23 protein-coding genes are annotated in these 23,798 nt (G+C 64.1%); 19 read left to right on the top strand and 4 right to left on the bottom strand.

Translation table 11 applies throughout. The annotated features are described in order from the left end of the window. Positions 1-43: 43 nt before the first annotated feature. From F8R15_RS02365 to F8R15_RS02350, 4 genes are all read left to right on the top strand, one after another. Entirely contained in the window at positions 44-937 is an 894-nt protein-coding gene (locus F8R15_RS02365) for an NAD(P)-dependent oxidoreductase (RefSeq protein ID WP_078569677.1), read from the top strand. Between the two features lie 122 nt (positions 938-1,059). Beyond that, entirely contained in the window at positions 1,060-2,085 is a 1,026-nt protein-coding gene (locus F8R15_RS02360; RefSeq protein ID WP_152843270.1) for a LacI family DNA-binding transcriptional regulator, read from the top strand. A 43-nt stretch (positions 2,086-2,128) separates the two neighbouring features. Beyond that, entirely contained in the window at positions 2,129-2,971 is an 843-nt protein-coding gene (locus tag F8R15_RS02355; RefSeq protein ID WP_078519922.1) for an SDR family oxidoreductase, read from the top strand. Between the two features lie 7 nt (positions 2,972-2,978). Next, entirely contained in the window at positions 2,979-4,067 is a 1,089-nt protein-coding gene (locus tag F8R15_RS02350; protein ID WP_152843268.1) for a tartrate dehydrogenase, read from the top strand. A 138-nt stretch (positions 4,068-4,205) separates the two neighbouring features. On the opposite strand, the gene F8R15_RS02345 is transcribed toward F8R15_RS02350, so the two are convergent. Both F8R15_RS02345 and F8R15_RS02340 read right to left on the bottom strand, forming a co-directional pair. Continuing rightward, a complete protein-coding gene (locus F8R15_RS02345) occupies positions 4,206-4,787 on the bottom strand; it encodes an NTP transferase domain-containing protein (RefSeq protein WP_172976149.1) in 582 nt (193 codons plus the stop codon). 17 nt (positions 4,788-4,804) lie between these two features. Beyond that, the gene (locus F8R15_RS02340; protein ID WP_078519919.1) at positions 4,805-5,116 is read right to left on the bottom strand and encodes an NIPSNAP family protein; all 312 of its coding nucleotides are present in this window, start codon (positions 5,114-5,116) and stop codon (positions 4,805-4,807) included. A 218-nt stretch (positions 5,117-5,334) separates the two neighbouring features. Here F8R15_RS02340 and F8R15_RS02335 point away from each other — a divergent pair, with 218 nt between their 5' ends. The 14 genes from F8R15_RS02335 (at position 5,335) to sigJ (ending at position 19,615) form a co-directional block, all read left to right on the top strand. Further along, positions 5,335-6,030, top strand: a complete 696-nt coding sequence (locus tag F8R15_RS02335; protein ID WP_216644094.1) for a TetR/AcrR family transcriptional regulator — start codon at positions 5,335-5,337, stop codon at positions 6,028-6,030. 239 nt (positions 6,031-6,269) lie between these two features. Continuing rightward, positions 6,270-7,601, top strand: coding sequence for an extracellular solute-binding protein (locus tag F8R15_RS02330; RefSeq protein ID WP_078599650.1), 1,332 nt, complete (start codon positions 6,270-6,272; stop codon positions 7,599-7,601). A 131-nt stretch (positions 7,602-7,732) separates the two neighbouring features. Further along, positions 7,733-8,578 (top strand): carbohydrate ABC transporter permease, encoded by an 846-nt coding sequence (locus F8R15_RS02325; RefSeq protein ID WP_208607942.1) that lies wholly within the window; start codon positions 7,733-7,735, stop codon positions 8,576-8,578. 1 nt (position 8,579) lies between these two features. Beyond that, positions 8,580-9,545, top strand: a complete 966-nt coding sequence (locus tag F8R15_RS02320; RefSeq protein WP_210402129.1) for a carbohydrate ABC transporter permease — start codon at positions 8,580-8,582, stop codon at positions 9,543-9,545. A 13-nt stretch (positions 9,546-9,558) separates the two neighbouring features. Then, positions 9,559-10,668, top strand: a complete 1,110-nt coding sequence (locus F8R15_RS02315) for an ABC transporter ATP-binding protein (protein WP_152843265.1) — start codon at positions 9,559-9,561, stop codon at positions 10,666-10,668. A 4-nt stretch (positions 10,669-10,672) separates the two neighbouring features. After that, the gene (locus tag F8R15_RS02310) at positions 10,673-11,542 is read left to right on the top strand and encodes a xanthine dehydrogenase family protein subunit M (RefSeq protein ID WP_152843263.1); all 870 of its coding nucleotides are present in this window, start codon (positions 10,673-10,675) and stop codon (positions 11,540-11,542) included. Next, positions 11,539-12,036, top strand: a complete 498-nt coding sequence (locus F8R15_RS02305; RefSeq protein ID WP_083078755.1) for a (2Fe-2S)-binding protein — start codon at positions 11,539-11,541, stop codon at positions 12,034-12,036. The genes F8R15_RS02310 and F8R15_RS02305 overlap by 4 nt, the downstream gene beginning before the upstream one ends. Further along, positions 12,033-14,411, top strand: a complete 2,379-nt coding sequence (locus F8R15_RS02300; protein ID WP_152843261.1) for a xanthine dehydrogenase family protein molybdopterin-binding subunit — start codon at positions 12,033-12,035, stop codon at positions 14,409-14,411. Before F8R15_RS02305 ends, F8R15_RS02300 begins: the two co-directional genes overlap by 4 nt. Continuing rightward, positions 14,408-15,301 carry an NAD(P)-dependent oxidoreductase gene (locus tag F8R15_RS22075; protein WP_216644093.1) on the top strand — a complete coding sequence of 298 codons (894 nt, stop codon included), beginning with the start codon at positions 14,408-14,410 and terminating at the stop codon, positions 15,299-15,301. The genes F8R15_RS02300 and F8R15_RS22075 overlap by 4 nt, the downstream gene beginning before the upstream one ends. Beyond that, positions 15,301-15,891 (top strand): carbon monoxide dehydrogenase subunit G, encoded by a 591-nt coding sequence (locus F8R15_RS02290; RefSeq protein ID WP_098409772.1) that lies wholly within the window; start codon positions 15,301-15,303, stop codon positions 15,889-15,891. Before F8R15_RS22075 ends, F8R15_RS02290 begins: the two co-directional genes overlap by 1 nt. Before the next feature lie 11 nt (positions 15,892-15,902). Beyond that, complete coding sequence (locus tag F8R15_RS02285; protein WP_152843260.1) at positions 15,903-17,075, top strand: M20 aminoacylase family protein; 1,173 nt, start codon at positions 15,903-15,905, stop codon at positions 17,073-17,075. Positions 17,076-17,085: 10 nt separating this feature from the next. Further along, a complete protein-coding gene (locus F8R15_RS02280; protein WP_172976148.1) occupies positions 17,086-18,006 on the top strand; it encodes an XdhC family protein in 921 nt (306 codons plus the stop codon). Between the two features lie 240 nt (positions 18,007-18,246). After that, positions 18,247-18,699, top strand: a complete 453-nt coding sequence (locus tag F8R15_RS02275) for a carboxymuconolactone decarboxylase family protein (RefSeq protein ID WP_216644092.1) — start codon at positions 18,247-18,249, stop codon at positions 18,697-18,699. Further along, a complete protein-coding gene (gene sigJ / locus F8R15_RS02270; RefSeq protein WP_256365657.1) occupies positions 18,686-19,615 on the top strand; it encodes an RNA polymerase sigma factor SigJ in 930 nt (309 codons plus the stop codon). The genes F8R15_RS02275 and sigJ overlap by 14 nt, the downstream gene beginning before the upstream one ends. Before the next feature lie 348 nt (positions 19,616-19,963). Here the strand turns inward: sigJ and F8R15_RS02260 are convergent, their stop codons facing one another. Next, entirely contained in the window at positions 19,964-20,362 is a 399-nt protein-coding gene (locus F8R15_RS02260) for a c-type cytochrome (protein ID WP_152843257.1), read from the bottom strand. A gap of 239 nt (positions 20,363-20,601) precedes the next feature. Here F8R15_RS02260 and F8R15_RS02255 point away from each other — a divergent pair, with 239 nt between their 5' ends. Then, the gene (locus F8R15_RS02255; protein WP_152843256.1) at positions 20,602-21,045 is read left to right on the top strand and encodes a YtoQ family protein; all 444 of its coding nucleotides are present in this window, start codon (positions 20,602-20,604) and stop codon (positions 21,043-21,045) included. Positions 21,046-21,409: 364 nt separating this feature from the next. Here the strand turns inward: F8R15_RS02255 and katG are convergent, their stop codons facing one another. Beyond that, complete coding sequence (katG, locus tag F8R15_RS02250; protein WP_152843255.1) at positions 21,410-23,584, bottom strand: catalase/peroxidase HPI; 2,175 nt, start codon at positions 23,582-23,584, stop codon at positions 21,410-21,412. Positions 23,585-23,798 lie beyond the last annotated feature (214 nt).

Raw genomic sequence — 23,798 nt, 5'->3', positions numbered from 1 at the left:
CGTCCCGTCGAACCAAATGTGAATGAACGAAACGGAGACTGAAATGACCAAGCGCGTAGTATTTACAGGCGGAACCGGCAAGGCTGGGCGTCATGCGGTGCCGCATCTGCTGAGCAAGGGCTACGATGTGCTCAACGTCGATCTCAAGCCGCTCGACCTGCCGGGCGTCAACACGCTGATCACCGACGTGACCGACAGCGGCGCCGTGTTCAACGCGCTCACCACCCACCACGACTTCGGCGGGTTCGAGAAGGGCGCGCCGCCGTCGCCGCCCGATGCGATCGTGCATTTCGCCGCGATCCCGCGCGTGCTGATCGAGCCCGACAACGTGACCTATCAGGCCAATGTCATGAGCACCTACAATGTGCTCGAGGCGGCAATGAAGCTCGGCGTGCGCAAGGTGATCATCGCCTCGTCCGAGACGACCTATGGCGTGTGCTTCGCCGAGGGCGACAAGGATTTCCACTCCTTCCCGCTCGAGGAAGATTACGACAGCGATCCGATGGACAGCTACGGCCTCTCCAAGGTCTGCAACGAAAAGACCGCCCGCGCTTTCGCCGCCCGCTACGGTGCGGATATCTATGCGCTGCGCATCGGCAACGTGATCGAGCCGGATGAATACGGCATGTTCAAGGGCTTCCTCGAGGACCCGATGAGCCGCAAGCGCAACGCCTGGAGCTATATCGACGCCCGCGATCTGGGTGAGATCGTGCATCTGTGCATCGAGAAGGACGGGCTGGGCTATCAGGTGTTCAACGCGGTCAACGACACGATTACCGCCGATATGCCGACCACCGAGTTCTTGAAAAAATATTGCCCGAACACGCCGATCACCCGCGAGATGGGCGCCGACGAGGCGCCGATTTCGAACCGCAAGGCGCGCGAGGTTCTGGGCTTCAAGGAAGCGCATCCGTGGCGCAAATACGTGGAGGTATGATCGCCACGGTCCCCGCGATGTTTTTAGCGCCCATGCACGTATGGCCTATGAAAACGCTGCCGCTAGGTGCATTTCTGGGTCATTGACTCGGGCTTGCCCGAAAGGAATTGGAGGAAAGCGTCATGGGGACCAAACAGCGATTGCCTGACCGCAAAAGCAAGATCACGGTGCGCGAGGTCGCGCGCCGTGCCAATGTCAGCGAGTCGACGGTTTCGCGGATCATGCGCAACAAGGGGCTCGTCGCCGAGTCCACCCGCGAGAAGGTCATGGAGACGGTCCGCGCGATGGGCTACGTCCCCAACCGCATCGCGGGCTCGCTGGCCTCGCTCGACTCCTTCCTCGTGGGCGTCGTCATCCCGTCGCTCTCCAACATCGTGTTCCCGGAGGTTCTGCAGGGCGTCCATGCCGGGCTCGACGGAAGCGACCTGCAGCCGGTGATCTCGACCACGGATTACAATGTCGACCGCGAAGAGGCCGTCGTGCGCGGCATTCTCAGCTGGAAGCCTGCCGCGATCCTGCTCGCCGGGTTCGACCATACCGACGCCACCCGCAAGATGCTCGAGCAAAGCGACATCCGCGTCGTCGAGATGATGGATATCGACAGCACGCCGATCGACATCGCAGTGGGTACCTCACATCGCCGCGCGGGCCACGCGATCGGTCGCCACCTGATCTCGCGCGGTTACCGCCATTTCGGCTATGTCGGCCATGACTGGAACGCCGACCGCCGGGCACGGCTGCGCTATGACGGGCTGTGCGAGGCGCTCGCGGAATCCGGCCTGTCGGTCGAGGCGCATGCGATCGACGACGGACCCAGCTCGGTCGGGACGGGCCGGGAGCAGACCGCGCGTCTGCGTGCGTCGGCCCCGCAGATCGACGTCGCGGTCTATTCCAACGACGACATGGCCGTGGGCGGCGTCTTCCACTGCCTCGCCGAAGGCATCAGCCTGCCCGATCAGTTCGCCATATTCGGCTTCAACGGACTCGATATCGGCAAGGAGCTGCCCCAGCCGCTCTCGACCGTCCGCTCGAACCGTTATCTCATCGGCAAGAAGGCGATCGAGGAGGTTCTGGCCTCGCCCGAGCGCCCGTCTGCGCCCACCATCATCGATACTGATTTCGAGGTCTTCGCCGGCGCAACCGCCTGAGGCGCGTCGATCTCGGACACCGAACGAAAAAAGGAGAAATCCCATGCATCCCGCTCTCGCCAAAGGCAATGTCGCAGTCGTCACCGGAGGGGCCTCGGGTATCGGTCTCGCCGCCGCCCGCCACCTCGCCGGGCTGGGGATGCGTGTCTGCATCGCCGATCTGCCGGGGGCGGCCCTCGAAGCCGCCTACGACGCCCTGATCGCTGCGGGCGCGGCGGCGGCCGACGTGATGACGCAGGCCACCGATGTCTCGGACCGGGCGCAGCTCACGGCGCTCGCCGATGAGGTCTGGGCGCATTTCGGGCCGGTCAATCTGCTGATGAACAATGCGGGCATGCAGCCCGGTAGCTCGATCTTCGATGCGGAAGGCAACTGGGACCGCATCCTCGACGTGAACATGGGCGGGATCATCCGCGGCAGCCAGATCTTTGCGCCGCGCATGATTGCGTCGGGCGCGCCGGGCCTGATCGTCAATACAGGCTCCAAGCAGGGGATCACCACGCCGCCGGGCGATCCGGCCTATAACGTGTCGAAGGCCGGCGTGAAGGCCTTCACCGAGGCGCTGCAGCACGAGCTGCGCAACCGCGAGGACTGCAAGGTCGAGGCGCGGTTGTTCATTCCGGGCTTCGTCTACACGCCGCTCACCGCGGGCGGGCGCACCGAGAAACCCGCCGATGCCTGGACGCCCGAGCAGGTCGTGGAGTTTCTCTTCGACTCGATCGAGCGCGGCGATTTCTACATTCTGTGCCCAGACAACGACGTGGATCGTGCAACCGACGTGAAGCGCATCCTTTGGGCGGCGGGCGACATCACCGAGAACCGCCCGCCCTTGTCGCGCTGGCATCCCGATTACGGTGACGCCTTCAAGGCGTGGCTTAAGAAGTGATGCGGCCATGACGACCCGGGTTCATCGTATCGCGGCCATCCCCGGCGACGGGATCGGGCCGGAGGTGGTCGACGCCGCATTGACGGCGCTTGACCACCTGAGCCGCCAGACCAACGCGTTCCGGCTGGAGGTCGACCGCTTCGACTGGGGCTCGAAACGCTTTCAGCGCGAGGGCACTTTCATGCCCGCAGACGGGGTCGATGCGCTGCGGGCCTATGACTCGATCCTTTTCGGCGCAGTCGGGGCCCCAGACGTGCCCGATCACCTGACGCTCTGGGGGCTGCGCCTCGCGATCTGTCAGGGGCTCGATCAATACGCGAACCTGCGGCCCACCCGTATCCTGCCGGGCCTGTCGAGCCCGCTTGCGGGTGTCGGTCCGGACGATCTGGACTGGCTGATCGTGCGCGAGAACTCCGAGGGCGAATATGCGGGGCAGGGCGGGCGCAGCCATCGCGGCCAGCCGCATGAGGTCGCTACCGAGACCGCCATCTTCACCCGCACCGGCGTCGAGCGCATCATGCGCGTGGCCTTCTCGCAGGCCCAGGCGCGCCCACGTAAGCGTCTGACGGTGGTGACGAAATCCAACGCGCAACGCTACGGGCTGGTGCTATGGGACGAGATCGCCGCCGAGGTCGCGCGCGAGTTTCCCGACGTGACATGGGATCGGATGCTGGTCGACGCGATGACCGTGCGCATGACGCTCGATCCGCGTTCGCTCGACACGATCGTCGCCACGAACCTCCACGCCGACATCCTCTCGGATCTGGCAGCGGCGCTCGCGGGGTCCATCGGCATCGCGCCCACCGCCAATCTCAACCCCGAGCGCGCCGCGCCGTCGATGTTCGAGCCGATTCACGGCTCGGCCTTCGATATCACCGGCAAGGGCGTCGCCAATCCCATCGGCACCTTCTGGAGTGCTGCAATGATGCTGGGGCATCTGGGAGAGACCGAGGCCGAGGCGCAGATGATGCGCGCGATCGAGGTCGTAACAGCCGATCCCGAGAGTCGCCCGCGCGACCTCGGCGGCACAGCCAGCACCGAGCAGGTGACGGAACGGCTCTGCCGCGCACTCGATGAGATCGGGACGAAAAGCTGAAAATTACGGACGGGCGTTGGACGCTGTCGTCTTTTGTCGGTCTTGAGGGCCGAGCGCATGGGATGCGGACCCACGCAAGCCGAACTCGCGTCCCGCGCCAAGATCGGTATCCCGACAATGCGCGCCCTGGAGAAAGGGTCAGGCGCGATCCTCACGCTTGAGGTTAACCCGACGATGGCGGAGGTCTTCGGGCGTGTCGATGTCACGCGCCTCTTCGGCCGAGAGGGGGATGAGCGACTTGTGTGGCAGGGCGCGCAGCAGCTCCCGGGCGCCTTGATCTTCGTCCTGATCGGGTGCTTGCGTTAAGTCCTGCGCGGTCAGAAGCGCCGGCGGCATCGGGATACCGTCGAAGGTGCAGGCGCGGCTGCCGCCGTCGCTATGTACCAAGGCGCGGAGCGTGTCGGTTGAAACGAAAGGCATGTCGCCCAGCATAAACAGCGCACGTTCTGCCCGGCGGCTCGTTGCGACGCCGCGCGCCGCTCGCCAGCTCTCGGAGAGCGGCAGGTCCGGCGTCACGTGATGCACCTTGAACGACGGCGGAAGAGAAACGGCGACCTTCTCGGAAGAGACGATCGCCACGAGCGCGTCACATCCCGACGCCTCGAGCGCGCGCGCCGCTGCCAGCACCAAAGGGGCGCCGTTCCAATCTGCAAGGAGCTTGTCCCGAGCACCGAACCTGCGCGAGGCGCCGGCGGCGAGAAGGATGCCAAGCGTGCGCATGGTGGCCTGCGCCCGGATCAGTCGAGCGGCGAGAAGGCCGCGGGCTGCAGGAAGATGCTTTCCTGATGCACGAGATAGGGCAGGATCTTGGGCACGAAAGCCTGCCATTCCGGGTCCGCGCCCAGCTTGGCGCGTTGCGCGCTGCGGTGGCCGTAATCCTCATAGGCCCAGAGGAAGGTGACCGCGTTCAGCACGCCGCTGTCGCTGACCCAGCATCCGGCGAGCTTTGCGTATTGGGTGATGATGTGCAGGCCCTCGGCCTCATAGAGCTTGAGGAACTCGGGCGCCTTCCCGGGGGTGATGCGGTAGGTTCTTTGTTCGTAGATCATGTTGGACTCCGGCGTGAATGGCAGAAAATCGTGGGCACTGACGTCCCGTCACGCGCCAAAGCTACGACCAAACTTTGGGTTTTCGCAACACTTAAGTCGTCAAGTGACGAAAAGATACTTTGCCTTCGCGGGGAATGGGCTAATGTATGGAGCTGAAGTCGTTGCGTCCGGCGTCGGAATGAACAACAAGGGGTGCCAAGGGGTGCCAAGGGGAAAACGTGCAGGCCAAGCCAAAAATGACTGAAAGTTCGTCCAAAACGAACGGCGCCGGAAATAAGCCCGGCTCGCCGCAAGGCGCTGTGCGGATGCCTTTCAATGAGCGTCGTGCCCAGATTCTGGACGTCGCCACCGAGTTCTTTGCGGAGAACGGGCTTGCGGGGCAGACGCGGCAGCTGGCGGAGAAATGCGGCATCTCCCAGCGTCTTCTCTATCGCTTCTTTCCGACCAAGGAAGACTTGCTCAAAGAGGTCTATAACCGAGAGATTCTTGGTGCTTTCAAGGCCGTCTGGTTCGTTGAGCTTCAGGATCGTTCGCAGCCCATGGCCGTGCGCCTCGACGCATTCTATCGCGACTATCTTCAGTCTACCTTGACCCGGAAGTGGTTGCGATTGTTCCTTTATGCCTCGCTGGCCGAGGCGAATATGGCGCCTGACTACATCGCAGCGATCGTCATGCAGTTGCTGGAGACCGTGATGCGCGAAGTGGCGCATGAGCGGGGCGTAGAGCTGCCGGAAGATCCCGCATTGCTCCGCGAAATGGCGTGGACGCTGCACGGTGCGATCTCTCACTACGCGATTCGACGCCATATCTATCAAAGCAGCCTGTCGCTCTCCGAAGACCAGGTGGTAACGATGCATGTCCGCGTGTTCCTCGCGGGATTCGAAGACATGGTCGAGGTGTGCAGCGGCCGCTGAGCGCTGCAATCCACTACATTTTCCCTGATTTCGCCTGCGGAGACATCTGCAGGTGCTGAAAACTTGTGCGATTTCCGTTGCGGAAGGGAAATCCTCACTTTTTCGTTTGTCGTCAGTTGACGAATAAATAAATCGCCAATAGCGTCGGTTCCCATAAACAAGATCAACAGGGACGGCTTGCTGCAGGTTGGGCTTTGAACGGGCTCGGGCTGAGGCGGCCATGCAAAAGGAATCGAAAGATGCTCAAGGATAAGACGCGCCGTCTCGGGCGCCGGGATTTCCTCCGCTACTCGGCGGCGGGCGCAGGGGCGCTGATGGCGCCGGGTCTGGTTCGTCCGGCGAAGGCCGAAACGGCCGCGCTGACGATGCACACCTGGTCGGCGGCGGTCGACACCGTGCAGAGCCACCTCAGCGCCTTCACCAAGGAAACCGGGATCCCGGTCAATTACGGCAACTCGCCCTGGGCCCAGTACCGCGAGGGCATGGTCGCGAAATTCGTGGGCGGTGCGCCGCTCGACGCGATGTGGGTGTCGGATTCCTGGCTGCCCGAATGGGCCGAAGCCGGCTGGATCGCTCCGGTCGACGAGTTCGACAGCCTGATGAAATACAACGCCGAGGCCGAGGATTTCTGCACCGACTCCATGACCTATGGCGGTCGTCAGTACGGCCTGACCTATTACACCGACTACATGGCCTTCTTCTATGACGAGGCGAAGCTCAAGGAAGCCGGCTTCGACGCTCCGCCGGAAACCTGGGACGAGCTGGTCGAGCAGTCGCTCGTCATGAAAGAGAAGGGCATTGCCGACTATCCGATGATGCTCGCGATGGCGCAGGAAAGCTGGCTGATCGAGTTCATCTCGACGCTGGTCTATTCGCATGGTGGCCGTCTGGTCGATGACAACGGCATGGCCGTGATGCAGGATCCGAAAGAGGGGGCTGTCGAGGCGCTGAGCTGGGTCGTCGATGCGGTCAACAAGCACGAGATCGTCTCGCCCGCCTGTGTCGAGACCGGCGAGCTGGCGGGCTTGAAATCCTTCGCGGCGGGCAATCATGCCTTCGCGATGGTCGCGAAATACCGTCTGCGGATGCTCAACGATCCCGAGCAGTCGCAGATCGCGGGCAATGTGAAGCAGGCGATGATGCCGCAAGGCCCGAACGGCTCTCACGCGACGGTCGGCTGGATGCGTTTCCACGGCATGTCGGCGCAGGCTGCACAAGACAAGGCGCGCGCCGAGAATGCCGCGAAGCTGATCGAATGGTTCGGCGGCAAGGCGGATGGCGCCTACACGTTCCAGAAGCTCCTGTTCCTCGATATCGGCGCCGGGTTCGGCGTGAAGCCGCTGTTCGAGGATCCCGAGATCCGCGCGGCCTACGACTCCTATGGCGATGTCGACATGATCCAGGCTCAGCAGGCGCTTGCTCGCAAGAAGGACACGGTCACCCCGTGGTTCGGCGAGTGGAACGACACCAACGGGTCGGCCTGGCAATCGGCGATCCTCGGCAATGTCGATCCCGCCGGAGCGGTCAAGAAATCTGCCGATCTGTGGAACGAGCTGAAGGACAGCTACTGAGCAGGTGCGGCGGGCCTTTCTAAAAGGCCCGCCGACTGTCGGGCAGGGCAACGGGAGAGCATGACGTGGCGAATGCAATGACACGGGCGACACGCCCGAAATGGCGGGTGGGATACGAGGAGCGCAGCGCCATGCTGTTTCTTGCTCCTGTCATGGCCGTTCTGGGCGCGGTTGCGGTCTTCCCGATCGCCTATTCGCTTTATATCAGCTTCTTCAGCATCAAGCTGACGCGTCCGAACCGGACCCCCTTCGTCGGGCTGAAGAACTATACCGATCTTCTCGGCGATGAGGCTTTCTGGGGCGCGGTCTGGCGCACGGTGAGTTTCTCGCTCGTCTCGGTTACCGCGATTGCTTTCATAGCCTTGCTTGTCTCGCTGCTGCTGAATCAGGAATTCCGCGGGCGTCGTATCCTGTCGACGATCCTTCTGGTGCCGTGGGCGATCCCCTATGTCGCGAACGCGCTGATGTGGAAATGGATCTACGATTCCAGCTATGGCGCGCTGAACGGCCTGCTCTACCAGCTCGATTTCATCGACAAATACATGGTCTGGCTGGGAGATCAGGACAAAACGCTGTTTCTGATCGCCAATGCCTTCGTCTGGAAGGAAGTGCCGCTGGCGACGATCCTTCTGCTGGTCTCGCTCAAGTCGATCCCGTCCGATCTCTATGCGGCGGCGCGCGTCGATGGAGCGACGGTCTGGCAGCGCTTCGTGCATGTCACCCTGCCGGCGATGAAGCCCGGTTTCATGCTGGTGATGATCTACGAGACGATGATGGCGATCCGCCATTTCGACCTGTTCTTCATCCTGACCGAGGGCGGGCCCGGCAGCGCGTCGCATGTGCTCTCGTGGCACATCTATGTCGAGACCTTCCGCAACCTGTCTTTCGGGAGCGGTGCTGCGATGTCCTACCTCCTCGCAATCGCGACTTTCGCACTCTCCTACCTCTTCATCCGAACGCTGGGGCGCAAGATCTGACATGAGCGATATGCCTATCACCCCGCCTGTCGACACGATCGACTACCGCCGCCGCCAGAAAATCGGGCGCATCGTGCAGCGCTTGGTGATCGTGGTCTCCGCGATCGTCCTTGCGGCCTACATTCTCGCCCCGGTGTCCTGGCTCGTCTCTTCGGCGTTCCAGACCGAGACCGAGATCGTCTCGATCCCGCCGCACTGGATTCCCGAAGAACCGACCCTGCGCAATTTCGAGGCGATCTTCACCGCCGGGAACGACGAGCCCGTCACCTACGAGACGCGCTCGGGCGCCGATCCGGCTGCCGGTGACTTTATCCCCTCCACCGCAGAAAACCTTCTGCCGTCGATGGCCAACAGCCTGATCGTCTCGATCCTGGTGGTGATCCTGAACCTGCTCGTCGGGGTGCCGGCCGCCTATGCGATCGCGAAGATCCGGTTCTGGGGGCGCAACGCGTCGGTCTACTTCATCCTGATCACGCGGGTGATCCCCGATATCGCGCTGGTCGTGCCGTTCTTCCTGGTGATCCGAAAACTCGGGATGCTCGATACGCTCGGATCGCTGGTGATCACCTATCTCGCGATCACGGTGCCCTTCACGGTCTTCATCCTGATCCAGTATTTCGAGGGTCTCCCGGACGAGTTGGACAAGGCCGCGCGGGTCGATGGCTGTTCGCGGCTCCAGGCGCTGATCAAGGTGTTCCTGCCGCTCTCGCTGCCCTCGCTCGTCGCCGTGGTCCTCTTCACCTTCCTTACCAGCTGGAACGAATTCCTGCTCGCGCTGATGTTCACGCAGACCTCCGCGTCGCAGACCCTGCCGATCCTGCTGGCCTCGTTCACCTCCGATTTCACGGTGAGCTTCTCCTTCCTCAACGCCGCTGGCGTCCTGGCGGTCGTGCCGCCGGTGATCGTCGCCATCGTCTTCGAACGCTACATCGTTTCCGGTCTGACCGCCGGGGCTGTCAAAGGTTAGAAAGGACAAAGTCTTGGCCCGGATCCGCTTCACCAACGTTAACAAGAAATACGCCAACGGCTTCCATGCCGTGCGCAATCTCAACCTCGATATCGAGGATCGCGAGTTCATCGTCCTGCTCGGCCCTTCGGGCTGCGGCAAATCCACGACCCTCAACATGATTGCAGGGCTCGAGGAGGTCTCGGACGGCGATCTGATCTTCGACGAGCAGGTCGTGAACTACGTCCCCCCGCACAAGCGCGACGTCGCGATGGTGTTCCAGAGCTACGCGCTCTACCCGCATAAGACCGTCTACGACAATATCGGTTTCGGGCTGAAGATGCGAAACGCGTCGAAGGAAGAGATCGACGAGCGCGTGCAAGACGCCGCGAAGAAGCTCGAGATTTCGCACCTGCTCGACCGGCGTCCGTCGCAGCTGTCGGGCGGCCAGCGTCAGCGTGTGGCGTTGGGGCGCGCGATGGTCCGTGACCCGTCGGTCTTCCTGATGGATGAGCCACTGTCGAACCTCGACGCGGCGCTGCGGATCTCGATGCGCGCGGAGATCAAGGAACTCCACCGCGCAATGGAGACCACCTTCGTCTACGTGACCCACGATCAGGCCGAGGCGCTCACGCTCGCGGATCGTATCGTGGTGATGAATGACGGGGTCGTGCAGCAGATCGGCACGCCCGACGACATCTACGAGCGCCCGGCGAACACCTTTGTGGCGTCCTTCCTCGGCAGCCCGCCGATCAACTATTTCGACGGCGTGCTCGAGGCCGGGCCGGATGACGAGATGGCCTTCGTCCGCGATGGGTTGCGTCTCGTGCTGCCGGCAGATCACGCGGCGCGCCTGAAAGGGCAGGAGGGCCGTGCGGTGCGGTTGGGTATCCGGGCCGAGGATGTCGCGGAAGGCACTGCCGAGCCGGGATACAATGCGCTCAACGGCACCGTGAACTCGGTGCTTCCGGTCGGCTCGGATCAGTATCTGGGCATGGATTTCGGCGGCGAGGAGCTGTTCTTCCGCGTCGGCAAGGATCTGCGCCATGCGTTCGGCGAGAGCATCACCCTCGCGGTGGATCTCAACCGCCTGCATGTCTTCGACCGCGAAACCGGTCAGTCGCTGATCTGGAACGCGGCCTGACACGATGAAACCCGCCCCTTTCACCTACCACCGGCCTGCGAGCCTTGCCGAGGCACTGGCGCTGTTGCGCACACATGGGCCGGCGGCAAAGCCGATCGCCGGAGGACAAAGCCTAGGGCCGATGCTGAACATGCGGCTGGCGCGCCCGGGCCATCTCGTCGATCTCAACGATCTGATCGAGCTGGACCGCGTGCGGGTGAAGGACGACATGCTGGAGATCGGCGCGCTGACGCGCCATCACCGCCTTGCCAATGCGCCGGAAGTGCAGCGGAGCCTGCCGCTTCTCGGTGCCGCTGCCGCCTCGATCGGGCATTACGCGATCCGTCAGCGTGGCACGATCGGCGGCAGCCTCGCCCATGCGGACCCCGCCGCCCAGTTGCCGCTGATCGCGGTCACGCTGGGCGCGACGCTGGTGATTTCGGGACCGGCAGGCACGCGCGAAGTTGCCGCCGCCGATTTCCTGCAATCGATCATGACGGTCGATCTGCGCGATGGCGAACTCATCACCGCGCTACGCTTTCCGCTCCCCGTCGGCGATCTGTGGGCCTTCGAGGCTTTCTCGCGCCGTCACGGCGATTTCGCGCTGGTCAGCGTCGCGCTCAGTTTCGCGCGCGACGCGGAGGGCAAGATCGATGCGCTGCGGCTTGGGCTCGGCGGCGTCGATACCGTCCCGCTGCGTCTGCCCGAGATCGAGGCGCGCGCGCAGGGCAGGCTGGTCGATGTCGACACCATTCGCGACCTCGCAGCCGCGGCCGCCGCGGCGATCGCGCCCGAAGACAGCGAACAGGTGCCCGCCGTCTATCGCCGGGAACTTGCCGAAACGCTTGTCATTCGCGCGTTCCAGTCCGCTTTGACCCGGGAGGAGGGTGCATGACCGCTCCGACACACGACCCCCTGACGCTTTCGCTGAGCGTGAATGGCGAAACCCACGACGTTCGGGTGCCCGCGCGCAAGCTGCTCTCGGATGTGCTGCGCGACGACCTTGGTCTGACCGGCACCCATGTCGGCTGCGAACACGGCGTCTGCGGCGCCTGCACCGTGCTGATCGACGGCCGTCCGGCGCGCGCCTGCCTGACTTTCGCCGCTCAGATGGAGGGCCATGAGGTCACGACGGTCGAGGCCATGGGACGGCCCGATGCGCTCTCGGCGCTTCAGCAGGCGCTGCACGAGGAACATGGGCTGCAATGCGGTTTCTGCACGCCCGGCATCGTGGTGACTTTCGAGCATTACCTGCGCGAGAACCCGGACCCGACCGCAGAGGAAGTGCGCGATGTCCTGTCGGGCAATCTGTGCCGCTGCACGGGCTATCAGAATATCGTCGCCGCCGTGCTGAAAGCTGCGGCCCGGATGCGTGGAGAGGCGGCATGAGCGGTGATTTCACCGAGATCGGTCGCGCCCTGCCGCGCAAGGAAGATCGACGCCTCGTCTCGGGTCGCGGGCGCTATCTCGACGATCTCGCTTTCCCCGGCGCGCTGCATGTGAGCTTCGTGCGCTCGCCCCATGCCCATGCGCGCATCCTCGACATCGACAGTGCCGAAGCCGCTGAGATGCCGGGGGTCGTGGGGATTTTCACCGGGCGCGATCTCGATCAGATGACGACGCGGCTGCGCCTCGCGCCGCCGATCGAGGGGCTGCAGCCGACCGAGCTGACGACGCTTCCGATCGAGAAGGTCCGCTTCCACGGCGATCCGGTGGTCTGCGTCGTCGCGACCGATCGCTACCTCGCCGAGGATGCCGCCGAATGTGTCACCGTCGAATATGACCAGCTTCCGGCGGTGACCTCGATCACCGAGGCCTTCGCGCCCGATGCGGCTCTGGTCGATGACAGCCTGACCAGCAACATGGTCTCGCATCAGAGCCTGTGCGTCGGCGATCCTGCCGCACGCCGGGCCGAGGCGCATCGCGTCGTCGAGGCCCGTTTCTCGCTCCATCGCCACACGCATGTCCCGCTGGAGACGCGCGGCTGCGTCGCCGATTGGGATGACGGGCGCGCGCATCTGAACATGCATATCGGCAATCAGGTCCCGCACCCGTTGCGCAGCCAGCTTGCTGCGCGGCTGGGCCTGTCGGAAAGCCAGGTCACCGTGATGAGCCCCGATGTGGGCGGCGCCTTCGGTCAGAAGATCGCGCTCTATCGCGAGGAACTCACGGTCGCGGCTCTGTCTCGCCACCTGCGCCGCCCGGTTCGGTGGCGCGAGGATCGGATGGAGAACCTGATGTCCGCCGCCCATGCGCGGGAATACGAGTGCCGCACGCGCACCTCGGTCAGCGAAACCGGACGGATTCTCGGCCTCGAGCTCGAGATCGACGAGGATTTCGGCGGTTACTGCTTCTATCCGGCCAATTACATGGCCCGCGTTATCGCCCTGATCATGACCGGTCCCTACCGGATTCAGGACTACGCCTACGAAGTCCGCGTCGCGCTGACCAATAAATGCGGCGCAGGCCCGATGCGCGCGCCCATGGCGATCACTAGCTGGGTGATGGAGGGCACGATCGACGCCATCGCCCGCGACCTCGACCTCGACCCGGTCGAGGTGCGCCGTATCAACGCGCTCGGCCCGGAGGATTTGCCCTACAAGATGCCCACGGGCGAACTCCTCGAAGATGTCAGCCCACGGGAAACGCTCGAGATCGCCGTGGATGCGATTGATGTCGCGGCCTTCCGTGCCCGGCAGGCGCAGGCGCGCGCTAAGGGGCGCTATCTGGGGCTCGGGCTGTGCACGGTGATCGAGAGCACGACCTATGGCTCGGAATTCTACAAATCCGCCGGTATCCCCGGATCGGGCCATGAATCGGCCTGGGTGCGGATCGAGCCGAGCGGAGCGGTCAACGCCTCCGTCGGGCTGATGGGCACCGGGCAAGGCTACGAGAGCCCGCTTTCGCAGGCGGTGGCCGAAGGGCTCGGCGTGCGCTCGGAAGATGTCACGGTTCATATGGGCAATACCAATATCGCGCCCTACGGCATGGGCAGCCGCGGTGGACGCGGCGCGACCGCTGGCGGCGGGACGCTCTATCTCTGTGCGCTAAAGGCGCGCGAACGGGTGCTCGCGATTGCGGCTTCGATGCTCGATCTCAACGATGCTGGCGGGCTGCGCATGCGCGCAGGCCAGATCGAGCGGATGATCGGCGAGGACTGGCAGGAGACGGGCCTTGCGCTGACCGATATCGCGCGGCGTGCCTATCTCGATCCGCTGGCTCTGCCCGAGGGTATCACGCCTGGGCTCGATTTCTCGCATAGCTACGACCCGCCCGCGATGACCTACTCCAACTCGACCCATGCCTGCGAAGTCGAGGTCGACCCGCAGACCGGTGCGATCACCATCGACCGCTATCTCGTTGCCGAGGATTCCGGCACCGTTCTCAACCCGATCGTCGTGCGCGGCCAGCAGCAGGGCGCGATCGCGATGGGGCTGAGCGGCGCGCTGCTCGAACAGGTGATCTACGACGGGACGGGGCAGAACCTCTCCGCGACACTCGCCGATTACCTCGTGGCCTCCCCGAACGAACTCCCGGAATTTGAAATCCTGCATCACAATACGCCGAACCGCCGGACCCCCGCGGGGATCAAGGGCATGGCCGAAGGCGGCGTGATGGGCGCAATCGGCGTGCTCGCCAACGCGGTGAGCGATGCGCTCGCGCCGCGCGGCGTGACGATCGAGCGTCTTCCGCTGACCCCCCAATCCATTCGCGCGCTTCTGCGAGAGGCCGCGCCCAGCTCAACGAAAAGGACCCAGCCGTGACAGAAGAGAAACTCAGCGTCGGCTTCATCGGACTCGGAATCATGGGCCAGCACATGGCGGGGCATATCCTCGCCGCAGGGCATCCGCTCAACATCTACAACCGCACCCGCGCCAAGGGCGACGCCCTCGTCGCAAAGGGGGCGACCTGGTGTGACAGCCCCGGCGCCGTGGCCGATGCCAGCGACATCACGATCACCATCGTGGGCTACCCCGCCGATGTCGAACAGGTCTACCTCGGTGAGGATGGGATCATCGCCAAGGCGCGCCCGGGCTCGGTGCTGATCGACATGACCACCTCGAGCCCCGCCCTGGCCGGGAAGATCGCGCAGGCGGCTCTCGCGCGCGGCCTCTCTGCGCTCGACGCCCCGGTGTCCGGCGGCGATGTCGGTGCGAAAGCGGGCAAGCTCGCGATCATGCTGGGCGGCGATGCGCGGGCGTTCGAACGGGTCCTTCCGGTGCTGGAGCTGATGGGCGGGAATATCGCGCTGATGGGCAAGGCGGGCGCTGGGCAGCACACCAAGATGGCCAACCAGATCGCCATTGCCTCGACCATGCTCGCGGTCGCGGAAAGCATCAGCTACGCGCGCGCTGCCGGTCTGGATCCGATGCAGGTTCTCAAAGTCATCGGAACCGGGGCCGCGTCGAGCTTCCTGCTCAACGGGCTTGGGCCGAAGATGGTGGACGAGGATTTCGCGCCCGGCTTCTTCGTCCACCACTTCGTCAAGGACATGTCCATCGCGCTGAGCGAAGCCGAAAGACTGGGCCTCGATCTGCCGGGCCTGTCGCTGGCGCGCAGCCTCTATGGCAAGCTGGTGGATGACGGCTTCGGCGAAGAGGGCACGCAGGCGCTCTACCGTGCCTATAACGCGATCCATGCGGAGGCCGGGTGATGCGGTTCGAAGGCGATCACCTGATCCCGGCCGATCCCGAAACGGTCTGGCGTGGGCTCAACGACCCCGAGGTGCTGCGCCGCGCGATCCCGGGCTGCGAGGCGATGGAGCAGACGGGTGAGGCCGAATATACCGCCACGGTCGTGGCGCGGGTCGGCCCCGTCTCGGCCAGCTTTCGCGGCAAGGTGGAGCTGAGCGATCTGGTGCCGCCCGTGTCCTACCGGATCACCGGGCGCGGGCAGGGCGGGCCTGCGGGCTTCGCCAAGGGCGGCGCGGAGATCAAACTCGCGCCCGAAGGCGAGGGCACGCGTTTGTCCTATGTCGCCGATGTCGAGGTTGGCGGTAAACTGGCCGCGGTCGGCGGGCGATTGATTCAGGGCGTGGCGCGCAAGAATGCCGAGGACTTCTTCAATGCCTTCTCGCGGGTCGTGACCGGCGAGGCGGAGGAGACGGCCCCGCCCAGCGAAGGCGCTGCCCCTACGGGCGCGGTGGCCACGGCGGCGGCGGGACATATTCCGCTGATCGACCGCGTGGCGTGGCTTCTGGTCGGTCTTGGCCTCGGGCTTGGAATCTGCTGGCTCTTCGGTTGAAAGGACGCGCGATGAACATCACCCCTGCGATCAAGGCGATGGAAGACCAGTTGGTCGAATGGCGGCACGCGCTGCATCGACGCCCCGAACTGGCCTTCGAAGAACACGAGACCGCCGCCTTCATCGCGGCTGAGTTGCGCGCGTTCGGACTTGAGGTCCACGAGGGGCTGGCCGGGACCGGGGTGATCGGCGTTCTGCGCAATGGCGCGGGGCCGACGGTCGGCCTGCGCGCCGATATCGATGCGCTGCCGATCTCCGAACTGACGGGGGCGGATTATGCCTCCGAGATCCCCGGCAAGATGCATGCCTGTGGCCATGACGGTCACACCACGATGCTTCTGGGCGCCGCGCAGGCGATGGCGACCGATCCGCCGGGACCGGGCACGGTGGTGTTCATCTTCCAGCCCGCCGAGGAAAACGAAGGCGGCGCGCGGGTGATGATCGAGGATGGATTGCTCGAACAGTTCCCGCTCGACAGCACCTTTGCGCTGCACAACTGGCCGGGGCTGGAGGCGGGCAAGATCGCGATGCGCGCGGGCCCCGTCATGGCCGCATTCGACACGTTCGAGCTGAAGGTGATGGGCAAGGGTTCGCATGGCGCGATGCCGCATGAGGGGATCGACCCGATCACGCTCGCGGCTCAGTTGCAGATGGCCTGGCAGACCATCGTCAGCCGCGCGGTGGATCCGACCGACGCGACGGTGATCTCGGTCACGCAGATCCATGCGGGCCACACGCTCAATGTGATCCCCGACGAAGTGACCCTGCACGGCACTGTGCGCACCCTGCGCCCCGCGACGCGCGATTTCGTGCAGGCCGAGATGACGCGCCGCGCCGAAATGATCGCCGAGGCATTTCATGCCAAGGCCGAGCTGATCTATCAGCGTCGCTACCCGGCCACGATCAACGACGCGGAGGCCGCCGAAACCGCACGCCGCGCCGCCGAGGCCATCGTGGGCCGCGACGCGGTGCAGGTCGATTACGCGCCCAGCATGGCGAGCGAGGATTTCGCCTTCCTGCTGGAGAAGGTGCCCGGCGCTTACGGCTGGATCGGCAATGGATCGGCCGAGGGCGGGCGCAACCTGCACAGCCCGCATTACGATTTCAACGACTCGATCCTGCCGCTGGGCGTGCAGTTCTTCGTCGAGGTCGCGCATCGCGCGCTGGCTGGGTCGAACGATTGAGGGGCCAGCCGTGACCCATCCCGCCGCGCAAGATCCGTGGTTCGAACTGGCAAGGTCCGACGTACCCGGCGCGATCGCGGTGATCTCTGCCATTGAAGGTCCGGCCTATCGCAATGTCGGCACCGCGATGGCGATCTTGCCGGATGGTCGGCGCTTCGGAGCGCTCAGCTCAGGCTGTATCGAGGAAGATGTGGCCGAACATGCGCTCGCGGCGCTGGGCGACAGGCAGGTGCGCAAGCTGCGCTATGGGGCCGGCTCGCCCTTTTTCGATCTGAAGCTGCCCTGCGGCGGCGCGCTCGAGGTCACGGTGATCCCCGCGCCGGACCGTTCCTTGCTTAGCGAGCTTGCGGCAAGGCGGGTGCGCCGCGCGGAGGCGGCCTTGGGACTGAGCGCCTCGGGGGGCTTGCGTTTGATGCAGGAAGACGAGCCCCCCGACGCGCCGGGAGAGCTGCGTATCGCCTTTCGTCCCGAGCCGCGCTTCGTGATCTTCGGCGCCGGGGCCGAGGCGGTGTTCTTCGCCGATCTGGTGCAGGCCACCGGCGCGCCGCATCTTTTGCTCACGCCCGAAGACGCCACTTTCGCCAATGCTGAAGGTGCAGGCTGCACTGTGCGCAGGTTGGATCGAAGCGCGATCCCGTCGGACGTGGCCATCGACGCGCGCACGGCGGTGATCCTTCTGTTTCACGACCACGATTGGGAGCTGGATATTCTCGAGGCGGCGCTCGCAACCCCTGCGTTCTACATCGGGGCACAAGGCAGCGTGCGCACGCAAAACCGGCGGCAGGAAGGTTTGCAGGCTCGCGGTATCGACGCGGCGACGCGCGCGCGGGTTCATGGGCCGATCGGGCTGATCCAATCCGCGCGCGATCCGCGGCTGCTGGCCGTGTCAGTTCTGGCCGAGGTGCTTGAAGAAGTGCAGCGCGACGTTTGAAATTCGCGCGTGCTGGCCCGAACAAGCCGCCGCGAATTGCATCTACGTTAAAATGCGCCGCGCGACCAAAGCTACGACCGAGTTCCTATGTTCCGGCGCATGGCTTTGGCGAAAGGCGTAGGTCCTCTAGGCTCCAAACCCGGCTACCTGAACAGAGAGATTTTCTTTCCGCCTGTCACAAAGCGGGGGGCTGTCTCGTCTTCTGGTATATAGCCTAAGGAGATGCCGATGACGCCCCGAATGAACTATTACGAAGCAGCCCCCGAGACGATGAAGGCGATGAGGGCGGCCGAGGAGGCGACGAAGGAGCTTTCGATTTCGCTTATGCTGCGGGAGCTTATCAAGATGCGCGTGTCGCAAATCAACGGATGTGCTTATTGCCTCGATATGCATGCGCCTGCCGCGCGGGAGGCGGGTGTGTCGCAGCAAAAGCTCGATGTGCTGGCGGCCTGGCGGGAAAGCCCTGCGTTTGACGAACGCGAATGCGCCGCACTCGATTGGGCCGAAGCCCTGACAAGGATCGAGCAACAGGGTGCTTCGGAGGAGGTCTTCCAGCGCCTCAGAAATGTTTTCACGGAGCGCGAATGCGTGGACCTGACTTTCGCTGTTACGTTGATTAACTCTTGGAACCGTTTCGCGATCGGATTCCGGTCTACCCACAAGATCAGAGAGCGCGATCATGCCGCTGCCTGAGACACAGCAGGTTTTCGAAAGGGAGCGCCGCCGCTTGGCGGGGCTCGCCTATCGAATGACCGGCTCAGTCTCGGAGACGGAAGACATCCTTCAGGATGCGGCGCTGAAACTGCAAACCGTCGGACTCTCCGGCATCGAACGTCCGGCGCAATGGCTGTCGACCGTCGTCACGCGCCTTTGCCTCGACCATCTGCGATCGGCGCAGAAGAGGCGGGAAACCTATGTGGGGGCGTGGCTGCCCGAGCCGATTGTCACCGACCATGCGGCGGATGCCGAAAGCGATTGGATCCTGACCGAAGATGTAGGGATCGCACTCCTGCTCACGCTCGATCGACTATCGCCCGAGATGCGCGCGGCGTTCATTCTTCGCGACGGGTTCGATTACAGTTTCGACGAGATATCGGCGGTCGTCGGCCAGTCTCCCGCAAATTGTCGGCAGCTGGTTTCGCGGGCAAGACGCAAGCTTGCCGGCGCCGATCAGATCACGCCGAAACGGGCAGAGGAGACCCACCCGCTTGTCGCGGCATTCTGGGCCGCAAGCCGCGAGGGCGATATGGATCGGCTGCTGGAAATCTTCGCTGAAGATATCGAGGTGCATACTGATGGCGGCGGCAAGGTTCCGGCGGCGATCAACGTGCTGAGAGGGAGCCGGAACGCCGCGCGCTTCTTCGAAGGCTTGGCCCGGAAGGGCAAGCTGACCAATGGGCCTGTGCCGAGACCGCAGTTGATCAACGGAGCAACAGGATATGTGGTGCGGGAAAACGGGGTCCTGCAAACCACGGCCTTCGCGGTTCATTCCGGCAAAATCAAAGCAATATGGATTGTCCGAAACCCCGAGAAGCTGCGGCATGTTCACCGTGCGGAGGAAGGATTTCCATCCGAAGGGTCGCGCCCTCCATGCTGTTCGGCCGATTGATGTGGACTAAGCCACATCGTGGGTTTCGTCTGGCATGCCCGCGGACATCAAGAAGCCGGACACGAGGCCCGGCTTCCTGCCTCGTGTATGATCAGGCCAGATGGCCTTCGAAGACGCTCTGCAGCTTGTCGACGGGAATGATGTCCGTCTGGCCGTAGAGGTCGACGTGATCGGCGCCGTCGATGATCATTAGCTCCTTGCGCGCGCCCGCCCGTCGCCGCGCCGAGGGCGTTGGCGAGTTTGAAGGCCGCCATCTTCATCGCGCCAAAGCGGTAGCGACAGGCCGCGCGCCCGTCGATCAAAGTGCCGGCACAGATGCCGAGGCCCAACACCATCTGCGCCGGGGCGCTACTGCTGTATCGAGGCCAGATAATAGATGAGAGACAGGATGCGCCCCCGGGCCACCATGTCCGCCGTCTCTCCGCGCTCGCTGGTCGCCGAGGCCGCGTAACGGTCCCCCCAGACCGGCATCTTGCTGCCATGCGCCCGCGTCTCGTTTCGGCCATCTATCATCCGAAGCGTGTAGTCGAACGGGAATTCGCCGTTTCCCTTCTTCGCCGCGAGGCTCGTAAGGTCGGGTGTCTGAATATCCAGCAGCCCTGCCAGCGGGCCATTCCCCTTCGCTGACTCGCCATGACATCCAGCGCAGGCGACCATGTATTCCTCGCGACCGGCATCCTCCTGCGCCAGAGCGCTTGTTGTCAGCAGCAGGAGCGCTGCCACGCTTGAAATCACCACACCGTTCATTGCTTTCTCCTCCTCCCAGGATTTCGAACACTTCCCAGCAAAGCAGGTGGCCGATTTCGCGCACTGACCGGCGTCAATGACATGTCGCTATGCGTGTTGCCGGATCAAGCGCATGGGGAGCGGATCGGAGAGGGGCGGACGACCGGAGAGGTTGCCAAGGTGGTCCCGATACTCAAGGATCGCGCCGGAAAAGCGATGCGGCCCGAAGCGGGGCCACGCGACAGCGAAAAGAGGATGCGATGAAACTGAATGTTTATCTGGCCGGCGAAATTCACACCGATTGGCGCGAGGCGGTGAAATCTGCCTGCGAAGGGCTCGAGATCGAATGGTCGGGGCCGGTGACCGATCACGGGGCCTCGGATGATTGCGGGGTCGAGATCTTCGGCGCGGAAGAGGACAAGTTCTGGCATGACCGCAAGGGCGCGTCGCTCAACGCTATCCGGATCCGCACCGGGATCGAGCGCTGCGATGTGCTCGTCGTGTGTTTCGGCGAGAAATACAAGCAGTGGAACGCGGCCTTTGATGCGGGTTATGCGGCGGTGCTCGGCAAGCCGATCATCGTGCTTCAGCCGCCCGAGCACGACCATGCGCTCAAGGAGGTCGATGCCGCGGCCAATGCGGTCGCGCGCACGCCCGAACAGGTGGCCCGCGCGCTGCGCTACGTTACGACGGCGGCGCTGTAAGGCTGAATAGTGGTGCCCCGCCCGGATCAGCCGCGTCAGCGGCCCGGGCAGCACGAGCGGCTTTGAAAGAAGGGCGGCGCCCGACCTCGGGCGGGCGCAGGCGCGAGGTGGGTGGTCTGCGCTTAATCGGGCCACATCCGACCAACTGTTGAGCGCGCGGTGCCGCTGCAAAAGCGCCCTCCCGGGGGGCATGAGGAGGGATCGTCGCGCCAGTGGCGCGACGTAAGCCCGACGAATGGGCGCTGCCCGGGGCTGGTCGCCCCGGGCGTCGGTCTGAACTTGGAGTGGGCTCTCTCCTGTCCCAAACGAAAACGCCCCCCGCAGGTCATCCTGCGAGGGGCGCGGTTTTCTGTAAGACAGGCGATCAGACCAGATCGAAGCGATCGGCGTTCATCACCTTGGTCCAGGCGGCTACGAAGTCCTCCACGAACTTCTCGTTCGCATCGTCCTGGGCATAGACCTCGGCATAGGCGCGCAGGATCGCGTTCGAGCCGAAGACCAGATCGACGCGGCTCGCGGTCCACTTAACCGCGCCGGTTTTGCGGTCGCGGATCTCGTAGGCGCCGTCGCCCACCGGATGCCAGCTATAGCCCATATCGGTCAGGTTGACGAAGAAGTCGGTCGTCAGCTGGCCTTCACGGTCGGTGAAGACGCCGTGCTTGGTTCCGCCATAGTTGGTGCCGATCGTCCGCATGCCGCCGATCAGGACGGTCATTTCATGCGCGGTCAGTCCCATCAGCTGGGCACGGTCCAGAAGCATCTCCTCGGGCGAGACGACGTAGTCCTTCTTGAGCCAGTTGCGGAACCCGTCGGCGAGCGGTTCGAGCACATCGAAGCTGTCGGCATCGGTCACCTCGTCGCTCGCGTCGCCACGACCCGGCGCGAAGGGCACCGTCGCGTCATGACCGGCGGCCTTGATCGCCTTCTCGACGCCGACATTGCCCGCCAACACGATAACGTCGGCCACCGAGGCACCGGCTTCCGCCGCGATCGGCTCGAGCACCGAAAGCACCTTTTGCAGACGGGCGGGCTCGTTGCCTTCCCAGTCCTTCTGCGGGGCCAGACGGATGCGCGCGCCATTGGCGCCGCCGCGCATGTCCGAGCCGCGATAGGTGCGCGCGCTGTCCCAGGCGGTCGAGACCAGCTCGGCCACCGACAGGTCCGAGGCAGCGATCTTCGCCTTCACAGACTCGACGTCCCAAGCGGTCGACCCAGCGGGGACCGGGTCTTGCCAGACCAGATCTTCCGAGGGCACCCACGGCCCCTTGTAGCGGACCTTCGGGCCCATATCGCGGTGGGTCAGCTTGAACCAGGCGCGGGCGAAGGTCTCCTTGAAATACTCCGGATCGGCCATGAATTTCTGGCAGATCTCGTTGTAGACCGGGTCGACCTTCATCGCCATGTCGGCATCGGTCATCATCGGCATCCGGCGCTGGCTCGGGTCCGAAGTGTCGAGCGGCATGTCCTCTTCGGCGATGTCCACCGGCTTCCACTGTTTCGCGCCAGCGGGGCTCTGGGTGACTTCCCATTCATGGCCGAAGAGCATCTCGAAATAGCCCATGTCGAATTCGAGCGGGTTCGTCGTCCACGCGCCTTCCGGACCGCCGGTGATCGAGTTGCTCGCTTGCCCCTTCAGGTTCGGGTTGAACCAGCCGAGACCCTGTTGCTCGACATCGGCCGCTTCAGGCTCCGCACCGAGCGCCGACGCGTCGCCATTGCCGTGACATTTGCCGACGGTGTGGCCGCCCGCGGTCAGCGCGGCGGTTTCCTCGTCATTCATCGCCATACGCGCGAAGGTCTCGCGGACTTGTGCCGCGGTCTTCATCGGGTCGGGCTGGCCGTTGACGCCCTCGGGGTTCACGTAGATCAGGCCCATCTGCACGGCGGCGAGCGGGTTTTCCATCGTGTCGGGCTTGTCGACATTGGCGTAACGCTCGTCCGACGGCGCGAGCCATTCCTTCTCGGCGCCCCAGTAAGTGTCTTTCTCGGGATGCCAGATGTCCTCGCGGCCAAAGGCGAAACCGAAGGTCTTCAGACCCATGCTTTCATAGGCGACGGTGCCGGCGAGGATGATCAGATCCGCCCAGCTGAGCCGGTTGCCGTATTTCTTCTTGAGCGGCCAGAGCAGGCGACGGGCCTTGTCGAGGCTCGCATTGTCGGGCCACGAGTTGAGCGGGGCGAAGCGGATATTGCCGGTGCCCGCGCCGCCGCGACCATCCGCGAGACGGTAGGAGCCCGCCGAGTGCCAGGCGAGACGGATCATCAGCCCGCCGTAATGGCCCCAGTCCGCCGGCCACCACTCCTGGCTTTCGGTCAGCAGCGCGTGCAGATCGGCTTTCAGCGCGTCGTAGTCGAGCTTCTCGACCTCTTCAGCATAGTCGAAGCTGCGTCCCAGCGGGTCCGTCTTGGTGTCATGCTGGTGCAGGATGTCGAGATTGAGCGCCTGCGGCCACCAATTCATCACGTTCGAGCCAAGTTCGGTATTGCCGCCATGCATCACCGGGCACTTGCCGCCCGTGTTCACGTCATTTCCGTCCATCTGTGCTTCCTCCTGCTGAGCACGGGGTTGATCGGGGAGACCGGTTAAAGTCTGACATGCCGCAGCTTGTCCGAATAGGGGCTACGGCACGTGGGTCCCTACCTTGCCCGATGCTCATAGCAGGCAGTGTGATAAATAAAAATTTGGAAATTGTAATAAGACATATAATGTAAAATTATGCATCGGCATTTTGTCAGCGGAATCCGAGCGCTGG

The sequence above is a fragment of the Thioclava sp. JE_KL1 genome (genome assembly GCF_009296265.1).
In the GTDB taxonomy this organism is placed as follows: Bacteria; Pseudomonadota; Alphaproteobacteria; order Rhodobacterales; family Rhodobacteraceae; genus Thioclava.
Note: the sequence above shows the minus strand (reverse complement) of the source record. Positions and strands in the feature narration are given on the sequence as shown.